The organism is Clostridioides sp. ES-S-0001-03 (assembly GCF_020676075.1).
Lineage (GTDB): Bacteria > Bacillota > Clostridia > Peptostreptococcales > Peptostreptococcaceae > Clostridioides.
In genome coordinates, this window is record NZ_JACVWJ010000002.1 from 329,862 (window position 1) to 354,982 (window position 25,121).

The window sequence follows — 25,121 nt, forward strand, 5'->3', positions numbered from 1 at the left end:
TATATGATATAAGCAATATTGTAGATACAGTTTCTTGGTCTGGAGACTATAAGTCTCCATCACGAACATTAGAGTTTTCAATAGTACAGTCAGCTTCAGATATTAATTTTCAGCAGATTGATATTCCAATAGCTAGTACGATTTGTTTTTATGTAGATGAAAAAGAACTTTTTAGAGGAATGATAATTAATAGGTCTAAAGACTCAAGTAGTGTTAACATCAATTTTACAGCTAAAGATATGGGATTTTTACTTTTACAAAGTGAAGTGTCATATAATTTTAAGGACAAGTTAGTAGAGGATATTGCAAAGCAAGTATTTGCAGATAATAAGCTTGCAATTGGTAATATACCAAAGACTAATGTAAAATATACTAAAATGTTTATATCTGTAAATGGATATGATACCATAATGAGTGCTTATACAGAAGCAAGTAAGACTACAAAGAAAAAATATATGATAGAGGCTAATCTTGATAAATTTAATGTTATTGAGAAAGGAACTGTTACATTAAATGTTACTTTTGAAGAAGGATTTAATCTTATCAATACAACTTTTTCAGAAAGTATGGAAAATGTAAAAAATAAGGTATTGGTAGTTGACCAATATGGTAATAAGATTAGTGAGAAGGTTAATGATTCGATATTTAAAGAAGTAAATGTAATAATGCAAAAAGTTATACAACAACAAGAAAATAGTACAACAGATGTAGAAAGTGAGTTTAAAGGAATTGAAAGGACTTGTTCTCTAAAAGGATATGGAGACATAAGCTGTGTAACTGGTAGAGGTGTAAAAGTAAAAGATTCATATACTAAGTTAGTAGGGTTATTTTATATAGATACAGATAAACATACATGGCAAAATGGAGATTATCAAATTGAACTAGAACTTAATTTTCAAAATATTATGGATGAAAAGTCTGTAGGGCAAGATGAGCAAAAGGAAATTGTTGATAGTGGTGATGGTATTATGAATGGGAATGAGGTTAAAGCTTTATTTACTGCATATTATCCTGCAAATAATTCTATGGAAGGTGGACTTTATGATGCACAAGGAAATAGACTAGACCCTAAAAAGAATACTTGCGCAGCACCAAAGAGTATAAAATTTGGAACAAAGATACAAGTAAAGGGAACTGGTACATCTAGAGATGGAAAAGTTTATACTGTTACTGATAGAGGAGGAGCAATAAATATAAAAAATGGAGTGTATCATTTTGATATATTGATGGCTAGTAATAAAGAATGTAATGCTTGGGGTAAAAAGAATGGAAAAGCAGTTATAGGAGATGGCACTTACTCTATTAATTCATCAGGAAAAGCTAAGACAGTTATAGATGAAGTTATGAAGCATAGAGGAAAAGCTTATAAGTGGGGTGCCACTGGTCCAAATAGGTTTGATTGTTCTGGTCTCATGGTATATTGTTTCAATAAAGTAGGGGTAAAATTACCAAGAACATCTAAAGAACAATCTAGATATGGAAAAGATGTAGGTAAAAATAATTTACAACCCTCAGATTTAGTGTTTTTTGGAAAAGAAGTTCATCATGTTGGGATGTATATAGGTAATGGAGAATTTATACATGCTCCAGGTACTGGAGATGTGGTAAAAATAAGTAAATTAAGTAAGAGAAAAGATTTTCATAATGCAAAAAGAGTTCTATAAAAGGTGGTGATATAGTGGCTAATCCAATCAATGAATTTATTGGAATAATGAGAGAAGAAGGTAAATTTCATAATGAACCTTCTTTTTTTGTTGGAATAATAGTAAATAAATTGCCTGATTTAAAAGTATCAATGAACAATATAGTTTTAGATAAAGATAATTTACTTATAGACTGTTGGTTGTTTGATAGAGCGACAAGGGATTTTATAACAAAACAGTCTGATAATCATACTCATGAATTGAATGAACCACTTACTAGTCAACTCAATAAAGGAGATACAGTAATAATGTTTAAAGTTGGAGAAAAATTTGCAGTAGTAAGTAAGTTGGTGAGTTTATAATGTCTAACATAATATTTCCATTTATAGGTGTTCCAGAGGATTACAGAATTCCTAAAAAAGAAGAATTAGGATTATTCCATGAAGTAGCATGGGACTTTGAAAAAGACGAGCCAATATTAGAAAATGGGGATTTTAAGACTGTTGAAAAAAATGAAGCCATAAGAGTTTGGGTTTATAAGTGTATAAAAACAAATAAATATGAACATGAAATTTACTCAGATGATTATGGAACTGAATTAACTGATTTAATAGGGCAAAAGTACAGCAAAGGTCTTACAGAAAGTGAAGCATCTAGATATATAAAAGAAGCTTTATTGATGAATCCATACATTCTACAAGTAAATGTATTAAATACTAACTTTAAAAAAGATGTATTAAGTGCAGATATAAAAATATCCACTATCTATGGGGAGGTGGAAATAAATGTATAGTGAACAAACCTATGAAGTAATAAAAAATAGAACTCTTAAAAATATAAATCTAGATGTTTATAAAGGAGAAGGCTCTTTTTTAAATGATATGGTTTCTGGAAATAACTTTGAACTTGCTAAAATGTATGTTGAACTCTCTAATATACATAAAATGGCTTTTATTGAAGATACTTATGACCAGTTATTAGATAAAAGAGTAAATGAGTTTGGTGTATATAGAAAACTTGGTAGTGAAGCTACTGGGGAAGTAGAGTTTATAGGGGATAATGGTGTAGAAATAGCAAATGGAACAATTATCTCTTATAAAGATTTATTATTTGTAGTAATAAAGGATGTTGTAATTGGTGATGAAGAAGGAAATATAAGTCCAGTTCAAGCATTAGAAATTGGAACTAAATACAATCTACCATCTGACTGTGAATTTAAATTAAATGACACTATATTTGGGGTTGAAAAGATAACAAATATAAATAAATTTTCAGGTGGTACAGAAATTGAAACTGATGAAGAATTGAGAGAAAGATTTTTCAAAATACAAAAGAATCAGGCAACAAGTGGAAATAAAGCTCATTATGAAGAATGGGCTTTAGAGGTTGATGGTGTATATAATGCAAAGATATATCCAAGGTGGAATGGCGCTGGAACAGTTAAAGTTCTTCTATTTGGTCAAAATAATCAGTCTGTTGAAGAAGAAATAATAAATAAATGCAGAGAACATATTGAAGAAGAAATGCCAATAGGGCCAACCTTAACAGTAACTACTCCAGTACCTATAAATATAAGTATAAGTGCTTCTATGGAATTAGAAGGGGAATACACTTTGGATATGGTAAAAAATAGATTTTTGGAAAATATAAATCAATACTTTAGAACCATAACTGGAGAAATTGTTTATACAAAAATTTTGGGTATTTTAATAAGTACTTCTGGAGTTCATGATTTAAGTAATTTACTTGTAAATAATTCAACAGATAACATAAAAATTGAGGATGATAAAATACCTAGTGTTACAACTTTAAATTTTAGTGAGGTGGAAGTTTTATGAAATTAATTGATAAACTTCCATCATTTTATAAGAATTATATAGTTGAAGCAATACAAAACTCTTATGATACTGAATTATCTTTATTGAAGGAAAATATTGATGATACTATAAATCAAATGTTTGTTGATACATCCACATGGGGTCTTGATATGTGGGAACAAATACTTTGCATTCAAAATAATGAAGATTTAAATTATGAAACTAGAAGAAGTAACATAAAAGCCAAAATACGAAGTTTAGGAACAACTAAAATAAAGGTTATAAAAAACATATGTGAGGCCTATACAAAGACTAATGTTGAAGTAGAAGTTCTTAGCAATGAATTTATATTTATACTAGAATTTGTAGTTAATAATTGTAGTTATAATTCAATTGTAGAGTTAGATAAAGTATTAGAAAGTGTAAAGCCATGTCATTTAGAACATAGGTTTAAAATGATTTTGTTGAATAAAAATGAATTGTTTTGTGGAACTGCTGTAAATACAGGAGAAACAGTTACTGTATATCCATGGACACCATCAAATATAGATATATTTGGAGAAATAAGTATTACTACAGGAAATGATAGAAGTATGGAAAAAGTAATATTATATCCTAAACAGGAGGCGATATAAATTGGCAGAACAAAAATATTATACAATTTTGACTAAAGCAGGTAAAGCATCTATTGCAAATGCTACTGCTCTTGGCAAGAAAGTAGACTTAGTGAAGTTACAACTTGGAGATGGTGGAGGAAATGAATACAATCCAACAGAGGAACAAACATCTCTTAAAAAGGTTGTTTGGGAAGGTGATATAAGTAATGTAAAAATAGACGATGAAAATTCTAATTGGATAGTTATAGAAACTGTAATACCAGGTAGTATTGGTGGATTTATGATAAGGGAAGTTGGTATATTTGATTCAGATAATAAGCTTATAGCTGTATCTAAATATCCAGAGACTTATAAACCAACTGTTGATTCTGGAAGTGTAAAAGATTTAATTATAAGAATTATTTTGGTAGTTTCTAATACATCAAGTGTAAATTTAAAGGTTGACCCAACTGTTATTTTAGCAACTTTGAAAGATATGCAAGAACTAGATAAGAAAATAGATATAACTAAAACATTTTTGAAAAATGATATAGAAGCTGCTAAAACAGAGTTAAATACTAAAATTGATGACAATAAGATAGAGATTAATAACAAAGTAGGGGATACAACTTTACTCAATACGACAGATAAAACAAGTCTTGTAAATGCAGTGAATGAGGTAAAACAAGGTCTTGATAGTATAGAAACAACAGCAGAGAAAACAAGTTATGATAATACAGTAAGCAAACTTAATTCTACTAATGTCCAAGGGGCAATAGATGAGTTATGTGTTAGTGTAAACACTGCTAGAGTGAGTTTAATAAATGATATAAAAGATATGTTACCAATTTAAAGGTTATAACTTTAAATTGGTAACAATGGTTAGTAGAAGCAACAACATATGCTAGTAAAATTAAAAAAATATATAAATATAAAAGAGGTAGCATTTAATGCTACCTCTTTTTATAATTAAACTATAAAATTATTGTCTGTTAACTAAAATAACTATCTTAGCATCTGGATTATAACTTATTTGAACCATTTGATTTTTCTTAATATGTTCAAGGTCTTCACCACCATAAGCAATTTGTAATTTAACTGGTAGTTTACCTTGTTTTATAATAGCAACATACTCTTTTTTACCTTTTTTCTCTAAACTAATCAAATTGCCAACATAAGGTTTAAAGTTTTGATACTTTTTACTAGAATTTCTTATGTAGAAGAAAGCACCAACAGCAATAACTAAATTTATGCCAAGTGTAACCCAAGAATTGATTTTCAGCATAGCTCCAGCGATTATTATCACGAACATTAAAACGATAGGTAATATAGCCTTCTTAAGAAGTAATTTACCCATTATTTCATTAGCCTTTTTCTCAGGGCCACTCATAGTTTTTGATCTAGCAAATGATTGCGCGAATTTGTCTTTTAAGCCCATTTTATCCTCCTAATTTTAATAAATATTTAGTTATAATAATGAGAGATTACTTGAAACTAAAAATTTACTACATTTATATTATGTTTGACTTTTGTATAAATAATTACATTCAAGTAAAGCAAAATATACTAATTATTTTATCATAAAACTATAAAAAAGAAAATAAATGAAATAAAAATATTAGAGCAAAGAAATGATGTAAAATCGTATCAAAAGCAACATAAAAATTATTTATCTATTTTTTATCTTTATTTTTATCATACTCAGTTTTTTCAAAATCTTTCTCTTTTTCATATTCATGAAGTTTTAATTCAATCATACCTTCTATTTTTGCTCTATCATAATCACTTAGTTTTCTAAAATTTTTTAAAAGTTTTATTTCATTAGAACTGATGCTATTAAATGGATAGTTTGGTGAGGAATCGCAAATTAAATTTGATTCTTGTGATATATTATCTCCATTTAATAGCCAGTCTACAGAAACATTAAATATATCAGCTATGGATTTTAATATCTCATAATTTGGTTTTCTAATATTTCTTTCAAATTTACTCAAATTATCACAGTTTAACATTTCTTCTAATTCATATTGCTTAAGGTTCTTTGTTTTTCTTAAATAAACAATTCTTTCTCCTAAAGTATCCATAAACACTCTCCATTCAATTAATGTCAGAAAGACTTTTTAAAATATAGATAGTTGCAAATTTAAGGTCAAAATGACATAAAAAATATTGACTTAAGGTCAAAATGACTTTATAATTAATTTAATGATACGAAATTACATCCTAATTTTAGCACAAAGTAATCAAAAAATCTTATTTAGTATTAAATAAATTCATGTACTTAATATTTGTACATATTTAAAAAATATACTAAACAGAGGGAGGTGTATAAGTTTAATAATAAAAATAAATATAAATTATTTAGAAAGGGAACTTGATTAAATGGATACTCGAAAAAAATGGATACCTTTTTTGGGAATACAGGTCAAGCAAAGGCTTATTGAATTAAACATGACTCAAAGGGAATTAGCAAAAAAAGTCGGTGTTAATGAAAACTATTTGTCAGCTATTTTAAATGGCAGAAGGACAGGAAAAAAATATAAATCATCAATTTATCAATTGCTTAATATAGAATACTCAGAAGAAGATTAATATTAATAACTAATATATGAAGAAGGGACATATTCTTATGTGTAAATTAGATTCAGATGGAGTAATAGAGTGCTGTAGAGCAATTGATGATTTTATTACAGCTCTCAATGGTGTACGAAGTTTAAACATGGAAAAATTGGATATTTTAACTAAATATTCTACTTCATGCTCAATCCTTCTTAAAGAGGAAAATTACGAAGGATGTACAATTGTATATAAAAAGATGTTGGAAGAATTAAAGACGTAAGTAATATATTAATTAGAGATAGAAAGAATTACATAGTGATATAGAATATTTTTAAAAACATATAAAAAACATATAAACTAAAATATGGATATGTTAATTCAACTACAATAAATGTATTTGTAATTAAATCATAGTTTATTTGAGCAATTTAATATCCATATTTTAGTTGCCAATTTATCACAAAAAAAGAATCTCTACAAATGATGTAAATTCGTATCAAATTATGTATGTTTAAACTGGTTTATCGTTATCCTCAGTAGGAGAATGTTTTTCTAATTCTTTATATTCAGATATCTTAAACTCTAGCATTCCTTCTATTTTTATTTTATCACGTTCATTCAATTGCCTATAGAGGTTTAATACCATCATTTCATCATCAGTTACATGTAGATTATACAAATAATCTTCCTTATTTTCTTTAACACTATTATTGGAGTTTACTTTTTCTTTTCCATATAGAAGCCAGTCAGTGCTAACATCAAAATAATCAGCTATTGACATTAATATATCGCAATTAGGCTTTCTACCTCCAGTTTCAAACTTACCTAAGTTTTCAAATTTTAAAATATCCATAAGTTTACGCTGGGTAAGTTTTCTGGAGTTTCTCAAATAAGCAATTCTTTTTCCTAAAGTATCCATGAAACACACTCCTTTCTTTTTATAAATAAAGTCCAAATGACATTAAAAATCGAGGTATATTCCTTTTCTTCTACAAAATTACTAAAATAAAGTCTGAATGACATTTTGCTTAAATTAATATACTCATACTATGATTTTAACATATTATAATTGAAAATATATGGTTTATTTTGATTTATAGATATCTTTGAATAGACAAAAGTAGATATTGAAAATAAAATAGTTTCAATAATATATTTTATAGATTACTTTTAAAGTATACTTGGGTATGAAAATATAATTTTCTAATAATGAAGAATATATAAAAATTATATTAAGGATAGATATTAGAAAGAGAATAGTATTATACTGTAGTTTATATTAGTTAAAGATAAAGAATTTCAAATGTTTAAAATATAATATAGGCTTACAATATAATACTATTGGATTTGTTTATCTAGTTTTGTTTTCTTTATAGAATAACAATACTATGAATGCAAGTAAATTTACGCAAAAAACTGTTATATACATCTGTCTAAATCCTAAATTTAGAGTAGATTGTAGTGTATTTTCTATTTTTGTTTTATTGTTTTCTATAGAATTTATATAATCTAGTTTTGACTTATTAAAAGCTTTTGGTATTTCATCTTTTAATTCCTGTGTTTTTGCTAGAACTAATTGAAGCGATTTTTTCTGTTGTTCCATTGTGTCAAAACCTTTTTCCATGTCTTGTTTTTTATTTATGGAATCATTTAATTTTCTCTGAAGTTCTTTCTTTTGAGATTCCATGTTTTTAAGTTTTTTACTTAATTCTTTTCTTTGAGATTTAGTTTTTTGCAATTTGGTGTTTAACTCAGCTCTTGCTTTTTTTAGTTGTTGTATTTGAGAATTTAGAGCTTCTTTTTTTTCATTTAAATTTGGTTTATTCTCACTAGAATTGTTATTTTTATTTTCTGTAGAATCATTTTTATTACTGTTTGAGTCAGAATTACTAGTGTCATTTTGCTCTTGATTATTTGATGAATTTTCATTATCAGAAGGAGTAGTACCTTGTGGTATTGTAGGTATTTTATTATAAGCAAGTGTCATTTCATTTATAGCTTTATCTTGTTTTTTTATACCTTGTTCCATACCTTTTATGCCTTTATCAGTGCCAGCGATACCTTTTTTTATTCCAGCTATTCCTTGATTAATACCAGTTCTAGCTTTTATCATATTGTCAATACCAGTTTGAATTCCTTTGATGCCACTGTTTAGTTTGTTTTCACCTTCTTCAATGCCATTTATTCCACTTTGAGTACCATCTATTCCTTTTTGGACATTTAATTCTATTTTCGTAATTACAGAAGGAACTTTTTCATCAAACATTGTTGTTGATATTTCTTTTGTGATGTTGGTAATATTGGTTGTATCTGCTGATTGAACTTTGTCTAGTAAGTATTTTGGGAGTTTGCCATCTGTCATATCCATATTAATACTTGATGAATCGTTCATGTTTGGTATAGAAATATTTTTCAAATTCTTAGCCATTTCTGGGTCTGACTTTAAATCATCTATCATAGTTTCAAGTTCTTCAAGTTGAACTATTTTAGGTGTTGATGGTTTACCAACTATATCCATAATATTATCCTGTACAGATAATCCTGCATGTGCTATAAATCCAATCATTATTGCAGGTGAAATTGAAGTTCCAATTGAACGTATCAGAGACAGTGTTGCAAGTGCAGAATTAGATTCTTCTATTTTTGTATTTGAAAGCATCATGTAATTTAAAGGTGTTCCCATAGTAAATCCCATTCCTAATCCCATAAATATAAGACTTACACATACACTAAATACTGTATTGGTTTTTAGTGCAATTAAAATCAGATAAAGAGAGCCTATCATAGATACTGAAAATCCAAGTAACAGTATCTTTTTTGCGCCAAACTTATCAATAAGTTTTCCGCTCAAAGGAGCAGCAATACCTGCAAATAATCCTAATATAGCAACAAAATATCCACCAGAACCAGCATTTATTTTTAATGCATTTTCAGCATATTGTGGAACAAATACCATACCCATCATTCCAATACCAACAATTAAAGATAAAATGAGTACTATTAGTATTCTTGGATTTAAAAAATATTCGAAATTCAAAATAGGGTCTTTAGCTTTATTTTCAACAAATATAAAAATAGGTATAAGTATTATAAATGTCAATAAATAAGGATAAACTGATGTATCTTGTAGAGAATTTTTAAAATTAAAAAAGTCTATATTCATAAGACCATATAACAAAGATACTATTATACATATCAACATTAATGTTCCTAATTTATCAATTTTCTCTGTAGATGTAGACTTATTATTTTTAATACATAGTATTCCTCCAATAATTATAACCAAGCATATTGGAAGGTTAACAAAAAACAACCACTTCCAATTTTGAGTTCCAAATATACTTAGTATTGTACTACCTATACTTGAACCTAAAATATTTGCTATACCATAAGTTGCTCCAACTAAACCTAAAGCCATACCTCTTTTGTTTTCTGGGAAAGTGGTTCCAAATTCTGCTGTAGCAATTGGCATAATTCCGCCTCCACCAATAGCTTGTATAACACGGCCAATTAGTAAAATGTAAAAGTTGGAAAATAATGATGATAATCCACAGATTAATGAGCCACTACCAAATAGAAATATACTAACTAAATATACATATTTTCTTCCTATTTTGTCTGCTAATTTACCAGAAATAGGGATTACAGATGCATATGTTAGTGTATATATAGTAATCATCCAAATTCCTGTTTTTTCATTTACACCTAGGCTATTTTGTATAATTGTTCTTGCTGGTGATACTATTCCAGTATCAATAGCTCCCATAAATATACCTAAAAGATAAAGAGTGAGTACTAAAAATAACTTTGGATTATTATCTTTGCTTTGAACACTAGTATTAGAATTCAAGGTAAACACCACCTTAATGTATTAATTTTTCAATATACGGATTTAAATCTTCAAATTCTATATGAAGATAGGTTGAGTATGAAAAAAACATTTTGATTATGATATTACATACTAATTTATCATTATTAAAGAAATCTTCTTGTTGTAAAGCTTCATATACTTTATTTGAAAGTTGCTCATGAAAATCATTTTTTTGTTTTTTCATTTCGATAAATCTTTTCATTTCAAAAGTATCTAAAAAATCGTCATATTGAATATTATGAACTTTGTTTATAAAATTTCTTATTTCTGTAAAGATAATATTTAGTTTTTCAATGTAATTATTACTATTTTTATTAGAGTATTCAATTCGCCTTATCAATAAATCCCATTCTGATTTTATAATATATTCTATTATTTCTTGTTTTGATTTGAAGTAATTATACACTGTACCTGCACTTATACCACACCTTTGGGCTATTTTTCTTATGCTAATATTTGAGTAATCTTCTTCCAAAATCATATCTCGAGACACTTTTAGTATATCTTCCTTTACATTTTCTAAAATCTTAGGCATATGACCACCTCTTTCATTAAAATTATTATGAATACTGTTTATTATAAACCTTTAAAATTTATTAATCAATATGCAAGCTATAATGTATAATATTAATATATAGATATGGCGTAAAATAGATGCCTTATTATATAAGTATTTAATCTAATTAGATTTATATTTTTTATATTTAAGCAGTAATATGTACTAAAATTATGTAATATTAGATTTTTCTTTTTAATAAGTTAATAATATTATTATATGATAAGGAGAATAAAATAATGGAAAAGAAATATGTAATGGCACTAGACCAAGGGACAACTAGTTCAAGAGCTATATTATTTAATAAAAAAGGCGAAATAGTAAAAATTGCGCAAAAGGAATTTAAACAGATTTATCCAAAAGCTGGCTGGGTAGAACATGACCCTATGGAAATATGGGGTTCACAAAGTGGGGTAATGAGAGAGGTAATAGAAACAGCAGGTATAAGACCAGAAGAAATTGCTTCAATAGGTATAACTAATCAAAGAGAGACGACCATTGTTTGGAGTAGGTATACTGGGAAACCGATTTATAACGCGATAGTATGGCAATGTAGAAGAACATCAGAAATCTGTGATGTACTCAAAAGTAAAGGATTAGAGGAATCAATAAAGGAAAAAACTGGTCTTTTGATAGATGCATATTTTTCAGCAACAAAGATAAAGTGGATACTAGATAATGTAGAAGGTGCTAAAGAAAAAGCAGAACAAGGCGAATTGTTATTTGGTACTATAGATACATGGTTAATATGGAACTTAACACGTGGGAAAGTACATATAACAGATTATTCAAATGCATCTAGAACAATGATGTACAATATAAATAACTTAGAATGGGATAAAGATATATTACGAGAATTAGATATACCAATAAGTATGTTGCCAGTAGTAAAACCTTCTAGCTATGTCTATGGGCATACAGATGAGCGTATGTTATCAGGGGCTAAAATACCTATTGCTGGATGTGCAGGAGACCAGCAAGCAGCCTTATTTGGTCAACATTGTATTGAAGAAGGTACTGCAAAGAATACTTATGGAACAGGTTGCTTCTTACTTATGAACACGGGTAGCAATATAGTTAAATCTAAACATGGTTTGCTTACAACGATTGCTTGGGGTGTTGATGGAAAAGTAACTTATGCATTAGAAGGAAGTATATTTATTGGTGGAGCATCTATCCAATGGCTTAGAGATGAACTTAAAATGATTGAATCTGCAAGCGACAGTGAATTTTATGCAAATAGAGTAGAAGATACTAATGGTGTGTATGTAGTACCTGCATTTACAGGTCTTGGTGCTCCATATTGGGATATGTATGCTAGAGGTTCAATATTGGGTCTTACAAGAGGTGCAAAAAAAGAGCATATAATTAGAGCGACATTGGAATCAATTGCATACCAAACAAAGGATGTATTAGAAGCAATGCAACATGATTCAAAATTAAAATTAAAGTCATTAAAGGTTGATGGAGGAGCCAGTAATAATAATTTCTTAATGCAATTCCAGTCAGATATACTAAATGTAGATATAGATAGGCCTAAAATAGTAGAAACTACAGCTTTGGGGGCTGCTTATTTAGCAGGATTGTGTGTAGGATTCTATATTGGAAGAAATGAAATTACATCAAAATGGTCAGTCGAAAAAGAGTTTAATCCAAATATGGGTGAAGAGAAGAGACGTCGATTATATAAAGGTTGGAAGAAAGCTGTATCAAGAGCTTTAAGTTGGGAAAAAGAAGATGAGTCAGAAATTTAAAGGTTAGATGTGTTTAAACTTAAAAGTAGGGCTTTGTAAAGCTCTACTTTTTTATTTTTACTTTTTTATTCTCAAATTTATATTTCTGCATAGTTGTAACCAAATAGTATAGTCTATTTTTCATTTTCGTATAAAAACATTGGTATAGAATTATAAATATGCTGGTCTCCAACAACCAAAAGAATATCTCCCTCTAAAAATTCAATATATGGACCAGGAGAGATTATAAGTTCCTCACCTCTTTTGATTGCAACAATTGTAGCTCCTGTATTTTGCCAAAACTTAGTTTGTGCAGCTGTTTGGCCAATGTACTTACAATTAGAATTTATTGTGAACTGAACGGGCACTAAGGGGTTTATTATTTCTAGTCTATTAGAATAATCTATAATTTTATTTATAGTATCTAAGATTTCATTTTCTAGATTTGATTTAGTATCTATTAAATTGTAAAGTGTTGATTTATATGATGATATATTTGTAATGTCTCTATATTTTTTTATAAAAGAAGAAGCTTTGTCTGGTGATAGTACAATAACACCTTTACCTTTTATGCTTTTAACAACGCCAATATCTTCTAAAATTTTAACAGCTCTTCTTATAGTTTCTGGTGATACATTGTATTTACCAGCCAAAACAGAGCGTCCAAACAATACTGAATCTTCCTGTATTTCACCTGTATATATTTTATTTGCAATATCCAAAGCTATCTTTTGGTATATCGGCATAGTATAGTTTTTTTCCATTGTTTTTCCTCCAATATAAAATTTATGTTAAAAAATATATAATCTTAATAATACTATTGTATAATTTATAAATTTATATGTCTACATTATGTACAAATATTGTCGTCTTTTTAAAATAATATTTTAACATGCATTTAGTATACATATTTAAATTTTTCCATTCAAAGTATGAAATGAAGTATTTAAGGGAATGTAGAGACATTCTATGGACAAAAATAGATAATTATATAGATGAAATAAACAAATGAATGAAAAAAAACACTTCTGTCTTGCATACAAAGTTATTAAAATTGAAAAATGCTTTAAAAATGAAAGTTAAAAGCTATAATTCATCTATAAATAATTAATTATTAACTAAAAAATGGGAAAAATGTTTTTGAAAAAGAAGTACAAATGAATGTCGATTTAAATTAATTGCAAAAAAATTCCTTAAATGGTAAAATTATATTAATTAAATGTATTAAAATAGTTGAAAAAATAGATTGCATACAAGTAATAAAATATTTCATGCAATATATATAATAAACAAAATTTAAAAATTAAAACTACTTATTCTATCAAAATGTTAGCAAGGGGGGTCATAAATTGTATAAAGTAGATTTAAATAGCGATTTAGGAGAAAGTTTTGGAACATATAAGATTGGTTTAGATGAAGAAGTCTTAAAATATATTTCATCAGCTAATATAGCCTGTGGATTTCATGCAGGAGATCCTAGCCATATGGATAAAACAGTAAAACTCGCTAAAGAAAATGGAGTTAAAATAGGAGCACATCCAGGGTTTTTAGATTTAATAGGATTTGGAAGACGTGAGATGAAAATAACAAAACAAGAAGCTAAAGATTATACAAAGTATCAATTAGGAGCATTAATGGCATTTGCAACTTCAAATGAATGTAATATACAGCATGTAAAGCCACATGGAGCTTTATATAATATGGCTGCAAAAGATAAAAATTTAGCTATGGCGATTTGTGAAGCTATATATGAAGTTAATAAAGATATTACATTGTTAGGGTTATATAATAGTGAAATGATAAATTCAGCTAAAGAGGTTGGACTTAAGTTTGCAAATGAAGTATTTGCAGATAGAGCCTATGATAGCAACGGATTTTTGGTTCCAAGAAATGTAGAGGGAGCCGTTATACATGATACAAAAACTGCAATAGATAGAGTTGTTAAGATGGTAAAAGAAGGAACAGTGGAAACTATAACTGGCGAAATTATACATATTAAAGCGGACTCTATATGTGTGCATGGAGACAATCCAAAAGCAATAGAGTTTGTTAAAGAAATAAGAAAACGTTTTGAATTAGAAAGTATAGAGGTTTGTCCATTAGAAAATATGGAAGTTTGTTCATCAGAGGACACATTGTAAGACTGATAATATGAGGGGGAAATAAAATATGAGTACAAAAAATATTACAGATAACGAAAAAGGTAAAAAAGACGTTGGGGCACTTATAGGGGCCGCATTTATAATGGCAACATCAGCAATTGGGCCAGGATTTTTAACTCAGACAGCGCAGTTTACTCAAGATTTTGGGCCAAGTTTTTCATTTGTAGTACTAATTACAACTATCCTTTTTATAGGAGCTCAAGTGAATGTATGGAGAGTAATTGGTGTATCAGGTCTTAGAGGTCAAGATATAGCAAATAAAATAGTACCTGGCTTAGGTTACCTTGTAGCTTTTTTAGTAGGCCTTGGTGGATTAGCTTTTAATATAGGAAATGTTGGTGGAGCTGCACTTGGTATGAATGTAATGTTTAATATGAATATGACATTAGGAACTGTATTAAGTGGATTAATAGCAATATTTGTATTTATGTCAAAAAATTCAAATTCTTTAGTAGATAAGATAACTAAGTTTTTAGCATTAGGTATGATAATTATAGTTGGATATGTAGCAATATCAAATCATCCTCCTGTTGGAGAAGCAGTTTATAGAATGGTAAAACCAGAAAATCCAAAGACACTGATATTTCCGATAATAACTCTACTTGGAGGAAGTGTTGGAGGATATATAACATTCGCTGGAGGACATAGATTAATAGATGGTGGAATAACAGGTGAAGAAAATATAAAAGAAATAACTAAATCATCTCTTTTAGGGATATTAGTTGCAACTATGATGAGGGTACTTTTATTTTTAGCAATATTAGCAGTGGTTTCAAAAGGGATTCAACTTGACCCAGAAAATCCAGCAGCTTCAGCTTTTAAATTTAGTGCAGGAGCGATAGGATATAAATTCTTTGGGCTTGTATTATGGTCTGCTGCAATTACATCAGTTATAGGAGCTGCTTATACATCAGTTTCTTTCTTAAAGACGCTAAATCCTTTCATAGCAAAAAATGAAAAGTATTTTATAATAGCATTTATAGCTATATCAACACTTATAATGGCGTTTATAGGAAAGCCAGCAACTTTATTAATTTTAGCAGGAGCTTTAAATGGTTTAATACTTCCAATAACTTTAGGAATAATGCTTATAGCATCTAAGAGAAAAGATATTGTTGGTGATTATAAACATCCTACATGGCTTTTGATATTTGGATTAATAGTAGTTTTAATATCTGCTTATGCAGGGATAACTTCTCTTAGTAGCCTGAGTACTTTATTTGCTTAATTTAAAAGAGGTGACATTTATGGAAACTAGATACTTGCTATCAGGAGACAAAGCAGTAGTTGCTGAATTTGGAAATGAAATATCGGAAGATATAAATAAAAAAGTAATTTCGTTTATGAGAGCGATAGAAATATCAAATCTTAAAGGTATTGTTACAGAAATGGTGCCAACATATAGGTCACTTATGATAAGCTACAATCCCTTGAAAATAGATTTTGATAGTTTAATTGAAAGCTTAAAAAAAATAGAAAATAATTTAGAAAGTATAGAGCTGCCAAAACCTAAAATACATGAAATTCCAGTATGTTACGATAAGGTATTTGGTATAGATATTGAAACTGTTGCAAGTTACAATAATCTGACTGTAGATGAAGTCATAAATATACACACAGACAGAGAGTATTTAATATATATGTTGGGATTTACTCCTGGATTTCCATATTTAGGTGGAATGGATGAAAGAATAGCTACACCTAGATTAGAAGTACCAAGAACTAAAATTTATGGTGGAAGTGTGGGAATAGCTGGTTCTCAGACAGGTGTATATCCTATAGATAGCCCTGGTGGATGGCAAATAATTGGTAGAACACCTTTAAAACTATATGACGAAAATAGAGAAGAACAAATTTTACTTCGAGCTGGAGATTTTATAAAGTTTGTTCCAATAACTTTAGATGAATTTATAGAAATTGAAAAAAATAATTTAAGTGTTTAAAAATAGTGATAATACAGGGAGTGGTATATATGGGATTTAAAGTAGAATTAGGAGGTTTCCAAACATTAATACAAGACAGAGGTAGAGTTGGATATGGACAATATGGTGTATCTGGGTGTGGAGCAATGGACGAATATGCACATAGAGTGGGAAATATATTAGTTGGAAACTCTGAAGATGAAGCTTCTTTGGAGGTTCTAATGTTAGGTCCTACAATTACCTTTGATGAATATACACAAATAGCAGTAACTGGTGGAGATTTAGGAGCTAGAATAAATGGAAAAGAGATTCAAAATTGGAGGTCATATCAAATAAATCCTGGTGACATATTATCATTTAGAGGTGTAAACTCAGGGGCTAGGGCATATGTATCAATAGCTGGTGGAATAGATGTTCCACTTGCAATGGGAAGTAAATCAACTTATACAAGAGCTAAGATTGGTGGATTTGAAGGTAGAGCACTTAAAAAAGGTGATTATATAAATACTTTTGCTCAAGAAAAAGATTTTACAATAAACAAAAAATTAAATTCAAAATACATTCCAAATTATAGTTCAGAAATAGTACTAAGAATTGTAAAAGGACCTCAATTTGATGCTTTTTCTAAAGAGGAAGTAGAAAAATTTCTATTAAATGAATATAAAGTTACAAATGAAATAGATAGAATGGGTTGTAGATTAGAAGGAGATAGTATAAAGCATATTAATGGAGCAGATATTATATCTGATGGTATTTCTTATGGAGCTATACAAGTACCTGGACACGGGAAACCTATCATAATGTTATCAGATAGACAAACTAGTGGTGGTTATACTAAAATAGGAAATGTTATAAGTGTAGATTTGTGTAAGTTAGCACAATCAAAGCCAAATGATGTAGTAAAGTTTGAGTTTGTAGATATATATGAAGCTCATAGATTATTGAAAGAACAAGAAGATAAGATTCAAGATATATATAAAAGTATGAAAAATATAAGAGTTGTTAAAGCCAAAGTATTAAACGATATAGCGGTTTAATTTAAATTTAATTAATATTAATTTTTGTTACAATTTAAAGTACAATTTAGAAATAGCTATTTACTATTTGCCATTATTAAAATGGTTTGAATTAGTCAAATAGCTATTTTTATTTGAGTAAATACATTAATTTTAAAAGAGCTTACGTTTTGGTTTTATGTATTAAAACATTTTACATATTAAACAATTGTATTGTAGATATTTACTTGGACTTTATTGGCCAAATGGGAGGTGATATAACACCATATCCACGAGCTGGTTTATCTTTACTTGGATTGATAATTTTATGAGGAGTATTAGCTTTTATAAATGTTGAATCCCCAGGATTTAATCTTACTATATTTTCACCTATACAAATATCAACTATACCACTTGTCAATACAACCACTTCTTCTGATGCATGAGAGATATAGTCTTTAGTATCTTCACTTTCTGGTTTAAGTTCAAATTCTAAAAATAAGATTGAAGGTGCAAAATCAGCTGTTGGCATTGGAGATACTATCTCATAAAACATTTCACTTTTTGGAAACTTCATCATAACTCTATCTTCTTTTCTGATGACTAAATCATCCGTGTTATTATCATCCATAAACATATATAAAGGAGTATCTAAAACTTCAGCGATTTTTCTTAATGAAGACAGGGATGGTTCAATAGCATCTCTTTCGATTTGAGATATATAACTTATAGATAAGTCTGTCAATTTGGAAACATCACTTAGTGTTTTTTTCTTGTTTTTTCTTATATTTCTCATCTTTTCCCCTAGCATAAGAACCTCCAAATAATAAAATTTATACAAAATATTCGATTAAAACAAAGTAATTATAGCATAACATAGAAGTAGTAGCAAGAAAGATGAATGGAAGATTTTAAGAATTAGCAATTAGTGAGGTGCAAATAAAATCTTATAAAAATAATTTGTTGATGAATCAATATAATGCAGAAAAATTTAATATAGGATTATTAATTTTAAAGGTATTATTGTAGGATATTTTAGAAAAAATTAAATTTTCAGTAAATTATATTGACAGATGTATTGAAGTAATAATATAATTTGAAGTATAAAAATAAAAAAATTAAATTATTACTTCAAAAATGAGGAGGTTAACATGAAAATAACAGATATTAAATTTGAAAAATTAAGAATCAAATTAAGAAAGCCTGTTGTAGTTTCGTTTGGAACAATTGAATATGGAGAGAGCATAATCTTAAAAATTGAGACTGATGAAGGTTACTGTGGATTTGGAGAAGCTGCTCCTCTTGCAGCAGTTACAGGTGAAGTTTTAGATACTGTAATTTCTATATTAATCATGTTTAAAAAGGAACTTATAGGTAAAGACCCATTAGATATTGAAACTATACATACAATTATGGATGGAATCATAATAGGTAATACTTCTGCCAAAGCAGCAATTGATATAGCTTTGTATGACCTTAAAGGTAAAATTATGAATGTACCTCTTTATAAAGTTCTTGGAGGATATGATAACAAAATTCAAACAGATATAACTATAGGTATAGATAAACCAGAGAAAATGGCAGAAGAAGCACTGGGAAGAGTTAGAGAAGGTTTTAGAATATTGAAACTTAAAGCTGGAATAAGACCTGAAGAAGATATTGAAGCTGTAAAATTAATTAGAGAAGCTGTTGGAGATAATATAAGAATTAGAATAGATGCAAATCAAGGCTGGAATGTAAATAGTAGCATAAATACTATCAAAAAACTAGAAGAATTTGGCGTTGATGCGATTGAACAAGCACTTCCACATTGGGATTTAGATGGAACTGCTTACATAAGAAATAAGAGTAATACTAAGATTATGATAGATGAGTCATTACATTCACCAATAGATGCAATTAAAGCTATAAAGAAAAATGCAGTTGATACATTTAATATCAAGTTAATGAAATCTGGTGGAATTTACCCTGCAATAAAAATCAATAATATAGCTGAAGCAAGTGGGGTTAATTGTATGTTAGGATGTATGCTTGAGACAAGGATTGGTATAACAGCAGCCGCAAATTTAATAGCATCTAAGAAGAATATAACAGAAGCTGACCTTGATAGTTTTATGTTTTGTGAAGAGTTAGAAAGTATATCTGGAGGATTTGAAATGGATGGAGATATTATGAATCTTATCGACAAACCAGGTTTAGGAATAGAAGTAAACTTATGATGAAATTAGGGGGTTAAATATGAATACACTTTTTTCAAGTACAGGTAGTATACTTGCAATAATGACAGCTATGGTTGCATTTGGATTTTACTTACAAAAATATAAAGTAACTAAGAGTCTAGGACCAGCACTTACAATAATCATAATGGGAATAATACTTTCAAATTTAAAGGTAGTTCCAGTAAGTACAGAATTGTATGGAACTATTTCTACATATGCTATACCAGTTTCTATGACTATAATGTTGATGAGTGTTGATTTAAAAGAAATGACAAAGCTATCAAGAGAGCCTTTAATAGCAATTTTTGTGGCAGTATTGACAGTAAGTATAATGGCGTTTTTATTTGGATTGGTATTTGCAGGTGAAATATCAGAAGGATGGAAAGTTGCAGGGATGTTTGTAGGTACATATACTGGAGGAAGTGCTAATCTTACAGCTATTGGAACAGGTCTTAATGTAAGTAGACAAACTCTAGCAGCAGCGAATGCAGCTGATTATGTAATTGGAGTTCCAACATTAATATTTATGTTTGCACTTCCAGCAATATTAAAAAATTCTAAGAAGTTTCAAAAGTTTTGGCCATATCATTTAGAAGAATCAGAGTTAGAAGATTGCCAGAATGAAGAATTTATGGAATCAAAAGAGTGGAGCATAAAAGATATCGCTTGGATGCTGGCTATAGGCTTTGTTGTTACAGAGGTTGCAACAATTCTTTCAGGATATTTTAGTTCAAGCTTTAGCAGTGCAGCAAGAATTCTTTTAGTTACAACAATTTCAATTATAATTGCTCAATTAAAACCAGTAAAAAAATTAAAGGGGAATTTAGATTTAGGATTGTTTGTTGCATTATTCTTTTTATGTACAATAGGATTTTCAGTAGATATAAAAGAATTTTTAGGTTCAACTTTTACTATAACATTTTATTGCTTTAGCATAATCTTTGCTTCATTTGTCTTCCATCTATTTGTAACTAGAATGTTAAAGATAAAGTATCAATATGTAATACTTTCTATAGTTGGAGCAATTGCTGATGGTCCAACGTCAGCTTTAGTAGCCGCTTCAGCAAAATGGAATTCGCTTGTAAGTGTAGCTGTAGTGATGGGGGTAATTGGTGGAGTATTAGGAAATTATGCAGGTATATCGGTGGCATATGCAATAAAAATGGTTCTTGGTCTCTAGGAGGTGAATTTTATTGAAAAAGTTTAAGTTATATATATCTGGTTTGTATAGTGGTAATGTAGTATTTGATGAAACATTACTTATTGAAAAATTAAATCCTTTTACAAATGAAATAGAAGAAATAAAACCTATGAATAAAGATGAAGGAATATATTATTTAAATCTTACAAAAATAGATTTAAACTTCTTATTTGAAAACTTTAATGTTTATAGTAATAGCTTAATAAACACAGATAAAAGTATGGTTGTAAATGAGTTAGGAGAAACATATTCTAAGTTTAATGACTATATCTGGGTTCAAAGAAATAAAAAATTTCCTTTAGATGTAATTGTTTTGGATAATAAAATAGTTGGTTTTATATGCTTGTCCAGGGAAACTTGTACTATACTAATTATGGATGAATATGAGGATTATACGATATTAAAAGAGTGGAATAAAACACATAAAAATGAAGCGATATATCCTATAAAATTTGATGGAAATTATATGATTGATATGAAAGATGGAATAAAACTTTCTACAGATGTATATCTTCCTAAGTTTGAAGACTCTACTAAAAAAGTACCTACAATTCTTATGAGAACTCCATATGGAAAAGAAAATGACAAAGAAATATATTATAAGTATGTACAAAGGGGATATGCTGTTGTAATACAAGATGTCAGGGGAAGAAATGAATCAGAAGGTAAGTGGGAGCCTATGATTTATGAAAGAGAAGATGGAGATAGTACTATAAATTGGATAGTAGCACAAGACTGGTCAAATGAAGTTGTTGGAATGATGGGAGCCTCATATCTTGGTTATGTTCAATGGGCAGCTGCATCTTCAGGAAACAAACATCTAAAAGCTTTAATTAGTATAGTTACAGCAGGTAGTCCTTTTATTGACATACCAAGAAAAGGTGGAGCTTTTGTATCTGGAATGCTTGCATGGGCATTTATGGTATCAAGAAATAAAGTTGATAGAAGTAAAATGCTAAGAGATGACTGGGATGATGTTTTAAATATAAGACCGATACAAAATATACCTATTGAAGCACTTGGATATAGAATAGAATTTTTAGAAGAGTGGATAAAAAGAGTAGAAAAGGATGAATATTGGGATAGGATGGATTGGCATCTAAAAAAAGATAAAATAAATGTGCCTGCATTAGTCATATCTGGATGGTATGATGATAATGGTATGGGTACTACAGAAGCTTTGGATGTAATAAAAAATTATGAAAGAGGAAAGAGAAAGGCTATATTAGGTCCATGGATGCATAATTCAAACACGATAAGGGATATAAATGATATTCCTTTTGGAGATAATTCATTGAGGTATGATGTAGACTATAACTATCTATTATGGTTTGATAAATACTTAAAAGGAGTAGAAAATGATATAGATAAGACTGCTCCAATAGAGTATTATTCAGTAGGTTCGAATGAATGGAAGATGGCAGATAATTGGCCAATAGCAAATAAAATAGATAAAAGTATCTATTTAATAAGTGGTGGAAATGCTAATACATCTTTAGGAGATGGAAAACTATCTTTTGAAGAATGTTCAAAAGAAAATTATGATAGTTACATATATAATCCAAAAGACCCTTCAATACAGTTGATTGATATGTCAGAAAATGAAGTGGGAGTTCCAAATAATTATAAAGATTTGGAGAAAAGAAGTGATATGTTGTGCTACACATCAGATGCTTTTAGTGAAGAATTTACTATAACAGGTGATATAAAGTTGGAATTTTTTGCATCAAGTTCGGCAAAAGATACTGATTGGGTTATAAAAATTATGGATGTGGATTTAGATGGAAACTCAATTAAATTAGCTGATGGTATACTAAGTGCTAGATTCAGAAATAGTTTTTACAAGTCAGAATTTATGGAAGAAGGAGAAATTTATAAGTTTACAATAACAACTTCAAAAATATCAAATACATTTAAAACTGGGCATAGAATTAGGTTAGATATAACATCTAGTGCGAAAAACTTTATATTCCAAAATAGTAACACTGAAGATAGTTATAATAGTATTGAGTATATAAAAGCAAAAAATGCAATTTATCATGGAGGAAAATATCCATCTAGGTTGATATTGCCAATAGAAAACAATTAAATTGATGAATTAAATAATAAGGAGATGTAGTATTAATCAATACTATATCTCCTTATAGGTTAAAGTAATTATATTTGCTTATTAAATTTAAAACAATTATTTTGTAGCAGCAACAACGCTCATTTCAACTAATAAGTGTTCTCTAGCAAGTCTAGCTTCAACACAAGCTCTAGCAGGTTCAAATCCTTTTTCAACCCAAGCATCCCATACAGAGTTCATAGCTTCAAAGTCCTTCATATCTCTTAAATAAATGGTAACAGATAGTAAATGTTGTTTGTCTGAACCATATTTGTTTAATAAATCTTCTATTTTATTTAAAACTTCAGTAGTTTGCTCAACTACTCCTCCTTCAGCATGAGTTTGTCCACATAAATAAACTGTATTGTTGTGAACTACAGCTCTACTCATTCTTCCAGTTCCTTCATATCTTTTTATTTCCATATTTTAAATACCTCCATAATTAAAAAATCCACTAAAAATCTAAATAATAAATTAAAAAAAGTCTATACTATATAAAATTATAGTATATATTTGGCGAATAATCTATAAAAAGATATAACTTTTTACTTATAATTATTATTGTTATTAATTGAAAAGATTTATTAGTTACTTGACATAATTTATACTTTTAATTATAGTATAAATTGGAATATTTAGATAATTATTATTTAATTTAGAAATTTTAGTTTTTTAAGTAGTTTTTAAATATAGGTTTATGTATTTGTATAGAAAAGAGGTAAATATGAGTAGTACAATCAAATCAAATCGAATAAAAGGTATAATGTTTATAATAGCATCAGCTCTTGGTTTTGCAATGATGTCTGCATTTGTAAAACTGGCAGGCGATTTACCAAGTTTTCAAAAAGTATTTTTTAGAAACTTGGTATCGGCTATAATAGCGTTTTGGCTAATCATAAAACATAAAGGAAGTTTAACAGGTAAAAAAGAAAATATGAAAGTTCTTTTATATAGGTCAATTTTTGGAACTTTAGGGGTTATATTTAACTATTATGCAATTGATAAGTTGATGCTTTCAGATGCTAATATGCTAAATAAAATGAGTCCTTTTCTCGTAGTTATATTTTGTGCAATTATTCTAAAAGAAAAAATAAACATAAAGCAGATAGGGGCAATTATAATTGCATTTATAGGAGCTTTATTTATAATAAAACCAACATTTAGTGTTGAAGTAATTCCATATCTAGGAGGAGTTGCAGGAGCTGTATTTGCAGCAATGGCATATACTTGTTTAAGAATTCTTGGAGATAGAGAAGATTATTATACAATTGTGTTTTTCTTTTCAGTTTTTTCATTAGTTACTGTAGGACCAATAGCTTTTGCAGTGTATGAACCAATGACTCTTATGCAACTTGTATATTTATTACTAGGTGGAGTATTTGCAAGTTTAGGTCAATTTGGTATAACTTTAGCATATAAGTATGCGCCAGCCAAAGAAATTTCTATATTTGACTATAGTAATATAATATTTTCAGCAATCTTGAGTATATTCTTGTTTAATGTTTATCCAGATATGCTAAGTGTTGTAGGATATGTGATAGTCTTTTCAGCAGCATTTTATATGTTTTTATACAATAAAAAATTAGACAAGCTAGAAAAAGAAATTGATAAGCAAAATAAATAAAAATAGTATTAAAGTTTACATTAAAAATAAATAATATTATGTTAAAAAAGAATAGAATATTAAATTAAAACAGCAGTTACAAGTAAAAAACTATAACTGCTGTTTCTTTTATCAAA

At 28.5% G+C, this 25,121-nt stretch carries 25 protein-coding genes; 17 read left to right on the forward strand and 8 right to left on the reverse strand.

Annotated elements, in window-relative coordinates; all coding sequences use genetic code 11:
- Positions 1–179: 179 nt before the first annotated feature.
- From IC174_RS04720 to IC174_RS04745, 6 genes are read left to right on the forward strand one after another with little or no spacing between them, the layout of a single operon-like run.
- On the forward strand, positions 180–1,664 hold the full coding sequence (locus IC174_RS04720; protein WP_227434273.1) for an NlpC/P60 family protein: 1,485 nt from the start codon (positions 180–182) through the stop codon (positions 1,662–1,664).
- 14 nt (positions 1,665–1,678) lie between these two features.
- Positions 1,679–2,005, forward strand: coding sequence for a DUF2577 family protein (locus IC174_RS04725; RefSeq protein WP_227434274.1), 327 nt, complete (start codon positions 1,679–1,681; stop codon positions 2,003–2,005).
- Entirely contained in the window at positions 2,005–2,436 is a 432-nt protein-coding gene (locus tag IC174_RS04730; protein WP_227434275.1) for a DUF2634 domain-containing protein, read from the forward strand. The genes IC174_RS04725 and IC174_RS04730 overlap by 1 nt, the downstream gene beginning before the upstream one ends.
- The gene (locus IC174_RS04735; RefSeq protein WP_227482268.1) at positions 2,429–3,481 is read left to right on the forward strand and encodes a baseplate J/gp47 family protein; all 1,053 of its coding nucleotides are present in this window, start codon (positions 2,429–2,431) and stop codon (positions 3,479–3,481) included. The genes IC174_RS04730 and IC174_RS04735 overlap by 8 nt, the downstream gene beginning before the upstream one ends.
- Complete coding sequence (locus tag IC174_RS04740; RefSeq protein WP_227434277.1) at positions 3,478–4,095, forward strand: putative phage tail protein; 618 nt, start codon at positions 3,478–3,480, stop codon at positions 4,093–4,095. The genes IC174_RS04735 and IC174_RS04740 overlap by 4 nt, the downstream gene beginning before the upstream one ends.
- Position 4,096: 1 nt before the next feature.
- Positions 4,097–4,909: a phage tail protein gene (locus tag IC174_RS04745; RefSeq protein ID WP_227482269.1), complete on the forward strand. Its 813-nt coding sequence runs from the start codon at positions 4,097–4,099 to the stop codon at positions 4,907–4,909.
- Positions 4,910–5,038: 129 nt separating this feature from the next.
- Here the strand turns inward: IC174_RS04745 and IC174_RS04750 are convergent, their stop codons facing one another.
- Together IC174_RS04750 and IC174_RS04755 are read right to left on the reverse strand one after the other, a co-directional pair.
- The gene (locus IC174_RS04750) at positions 5,039–5,494 is read right to left on the reverse strand and encodes a hypothetical protein (RefSeq protein WP_227482270.1); all 456 of its coding nucleotides are present in this window, start codon (positions 5,492–5,494) and stop codon (positions 5,039–5,041) included.
- 235 nt (positions 5,495–5,729) lie between these two features.
- Positions 5,730–6,140, reverse strand: coding sequence for a helix-turn-helix domain-containing protein (locus IC174_RS04755; RefSeq protein WP_227434280.1), 411 nt, complete (start codon positions 6,138–6,140; stop codon positions 5,730–5,732).
- A 298-nt stretch (positions 6,141–6,438) separates the two neighbouring features.
- Here IC174_RS04755 and IC174_RS04760 point away from each other — a divergent pair, with 298 nt between their 5' ends.
- Positions 6,439–6,648: a helix-turn-helix transcriptional regulator gene (locus IC174_RS04760; RefSeq protein ID WP_227434281.1), complete on the forward strand. Its 210-nt coding sequence runs from the start codon at positions 6,439–6,441 to the stop codon at positions 6,646–6,648.
- Positions 6,649–6,685: 37 nt separating this feature from the next.
- A complete protein-coding gene (locus tag IC174_RS04765) occupies positions 6,686–6,895 on the forward strand; it encodes a hypothetical protein (protein WP_227434282.1) in 210 nt (69 codons plus the stop codon).
- 231 nt (positions 6,896–7,126) lie between these two features.
- Here the strand turns inward: IC174_RS04765 and IC174_RS04770 are convergent, their stop codons facing one another.
- The 3 genes from IC174_RS04770 to IC174_RS04780 all read right to left on the reverse strand — a co-directional run bounded on the left by IC174_RS04770 (position 7,127) and on the right by IC174_RS04780 (position 11,021).
- A complete protein-coding gene (locus IC174_RS04770; protein ID WP_227434283.1) occupies positions 7,127–7,534 on the reverse strand; it encodes a helix-turn-helix domain-containing protein in 408 nt (135 codons plus the stop codon).
- A 432-nt stretch (positions 7,535–7,966) separates the two neighbouring features.
- Positions 7,967–10,474 carry an MFS transporter gene (locus IC174_RS04775; protein WP_227434284.1) on the reverse strand — a complete coding sequence of 836 codons (2,508 nt, stop codon included), beginning with the start codon at positions 10,472–10,474 and terminating at the stop codon, positions 7,967–7,969.
- Between the two features lie 4 nt (positions 10,475–10,478).
- A complete protein-coding gene (locus IC174_RS04780; protein WP_227434285.1) occupies positions 10,479–11,021 on the reverse strand; it encodes a TetR/AcrR family transcriptional regulator in 543 nt (180 codons plus the stop codon).
- Between the two features lie 260 nt (positions 11,022–11,281).
- On the opposite strand from IC174_RS04780, the gene glpK reads away from it, so the two are divergent.
- Positions 11,282–12,796 carry a glycerol kinase GlpK gene (gene glpK, locus IC174_RS04785; protein WP_227434286.1) on the forward strand — a complete coding sequence of 505 codons (1,515 nt, stop codon included), beginning with the start codon at positions 11,282–11,284 and terminating at the stop codon, positions 12,794–12,796.
- A gap of 113 nt (positions 12,797–12,909) precedes the next feature.
- Here the strand turns inward: glpK and IC174_RS04790 are convergent, their stop codons facing one another.
- Complete coding sequence (locus IC174_RS04790) at positions 12,910–13,539, reverse strand: TrkA C-terminal domain-containing protein (protein WP_227434287.1); 630 nt, start codon at positions 13,537–13,539, stop codon at positions 12,910–12,912.
- Positions 13,540–14,124: 585 nt separating this feature from the next.
- On the opposite strand from IC174_RS04790, the gene IC174_RS04795 reads away from it, so the two are divergent.
- The 4 genes from IC174_RS04795 to IC174_RS04810 are packed head-to-tail and all read left to right on the forward strand — an operon-like array spanning position 14,125 to position 17,896.
- On the forward strand, positions 14,125–14,916 hold the full coding sequence (locus IC174_RS04795) for a LamB/YcsF family protein (RefSeq protein ID WP_227434288.1): 792 nt from the start codon (positions 14,125–14,127) through the stop codon (positions 14,914–14,916).
- Between the two features lie 28 nt (positions 14,917–14,944).
- Positions 14,945–16,165, forward strand: a complete 1,221-nt coding sequence (locus tag IC174_RS04800; RefSeq protein ID WP_227434289.1) for an NRAMP family divalent metal transporter — start codon at positions 14,945–14,947, stop codon at positions 16,163–16,165.
- A 19-nt stretch (positions 16,166–16,184) separates the two neighbouring features.
- A complete protein-coding gene (gene pxpB, locus IC174_RS04805) occupies positions 16,185–16,880 on the forward strand; it encodes a 5-oxoprolinase subunit PxpB (protein ID WP_227434290.1) in 696 nt (231 codons plus the stop codon).
- A 29-nt stretch (positions 16,881–16,909) separates the two neighbouring features.
- On the forward strand, positions 16,910–17,896 hold the full coding sequence (locus IC174_RS04810; RefSeq protein ID WP_227482271.1) for a biotin-dependent carboxyltransferase family protein: 987 nt from the start codon (positions 16,910–16,912) through the stop codon (positions 17,894–17,896).
- Positions 17,897–18,098: 202 nt separating this feature from the next.
- Here the strand turns inward: IC174_RS04810 and IC174_RS04815 are convergent, their stop codons facing one another.
- The gene (locus IC174_RS04815; protein WP_227434292.1) at positions 18,099–18,665 is read right to left on the reverse strand and encodes a helix-turn-helix domain-containing protein; all 567 of its coding nucleotides are present in this window, start codon (positions 18,663–18,665) and stop codon (positions 18,099–18,101) included.
- Positions 18,666–19,005: 340 nt separating this feature from the next.
- Here IC174_RS04815 and IC174_RS04820 point away from each other — a divergent pair, with 340 nt between their 5' ends.
- The 3 genes from IC174_RS04820 to IC174_RS04830 are packed head-to-tail and all read left to right on the forward strand — an operon-like array spanning position 19,006 to position 23,363.
- The gene (locus IC174_RS04820; protein WP_227482272.1) at positions 19,006–20,073 is read left to right on the forward strand and encodes a mandelate racemase/muconate lactonizing enzyme family protein; all 1,068 of its coding nucleotides are present in this window, start codon (positions 19,006–19,008) and stop codon (positions 20,071–20,073) included.
- A gap of 19 nt (positions 20,074–20,092) precedes the next feature.
- Positions 20,093–21,253 carry a DUF819 domain-containing protein gene (locus IC174_RS04825; RefSeq protein ID WP_227434294.1) on the forward strand — a complete coding sequence of 387 codons (1,161 nt, stop codon included), beginning with the start codon at positions 20,093–20,095 and terminating at the stop codon, positions 21,251–21,253.
- Between the two features lie 13 nt (positions 21,254–21,266).
- Positions 21,267–23,363: a CocE/NonD family hydrolase gene (locus tag IC174_RS04830; RefSeq protein ID WP_227482273.1), complete on the forward strand. Its 2,097-nt coding sequence runs from the start codon at positions 21,267–21,269 to the stop codon at positions 23,361–23,363.
- Positions 23,364–23,459: 96 nt separating this feature from the next.
- Here IC174_RS04830 and IC174_RS04835 read toward each other — a convergent pair whose 3' ends face one another.
- Positions 23,460–23,804 (reverse strand): RidA family protein, encoded by a 345-nt coding sequence (locus tag IC174_RS04835; RefSeq protein ID WP_227434296.1) that lies wholly within the window; start codon positions 23,802–23,804, stop codon positions 23,460–23,462.
- A gap of 301 nt (positions 23,805–24,105) precedes the next feature.
- Here IC174_RS04835 and IC174_RS04840 point away from each other — a divergent pair, with 301 nt between their 5' ends.
- Complete coding sequence (locus IC174_RS04840) at positions 24,106–25,005, forward strand: DMT family transporter (protein WP_227482274.1); 900 nt, start codon at positions 24,106–24,108, stop codon at positions 25,003–25,005.
- Positions 25,006–25,121 lie beyond the last annotated feature (116 nt).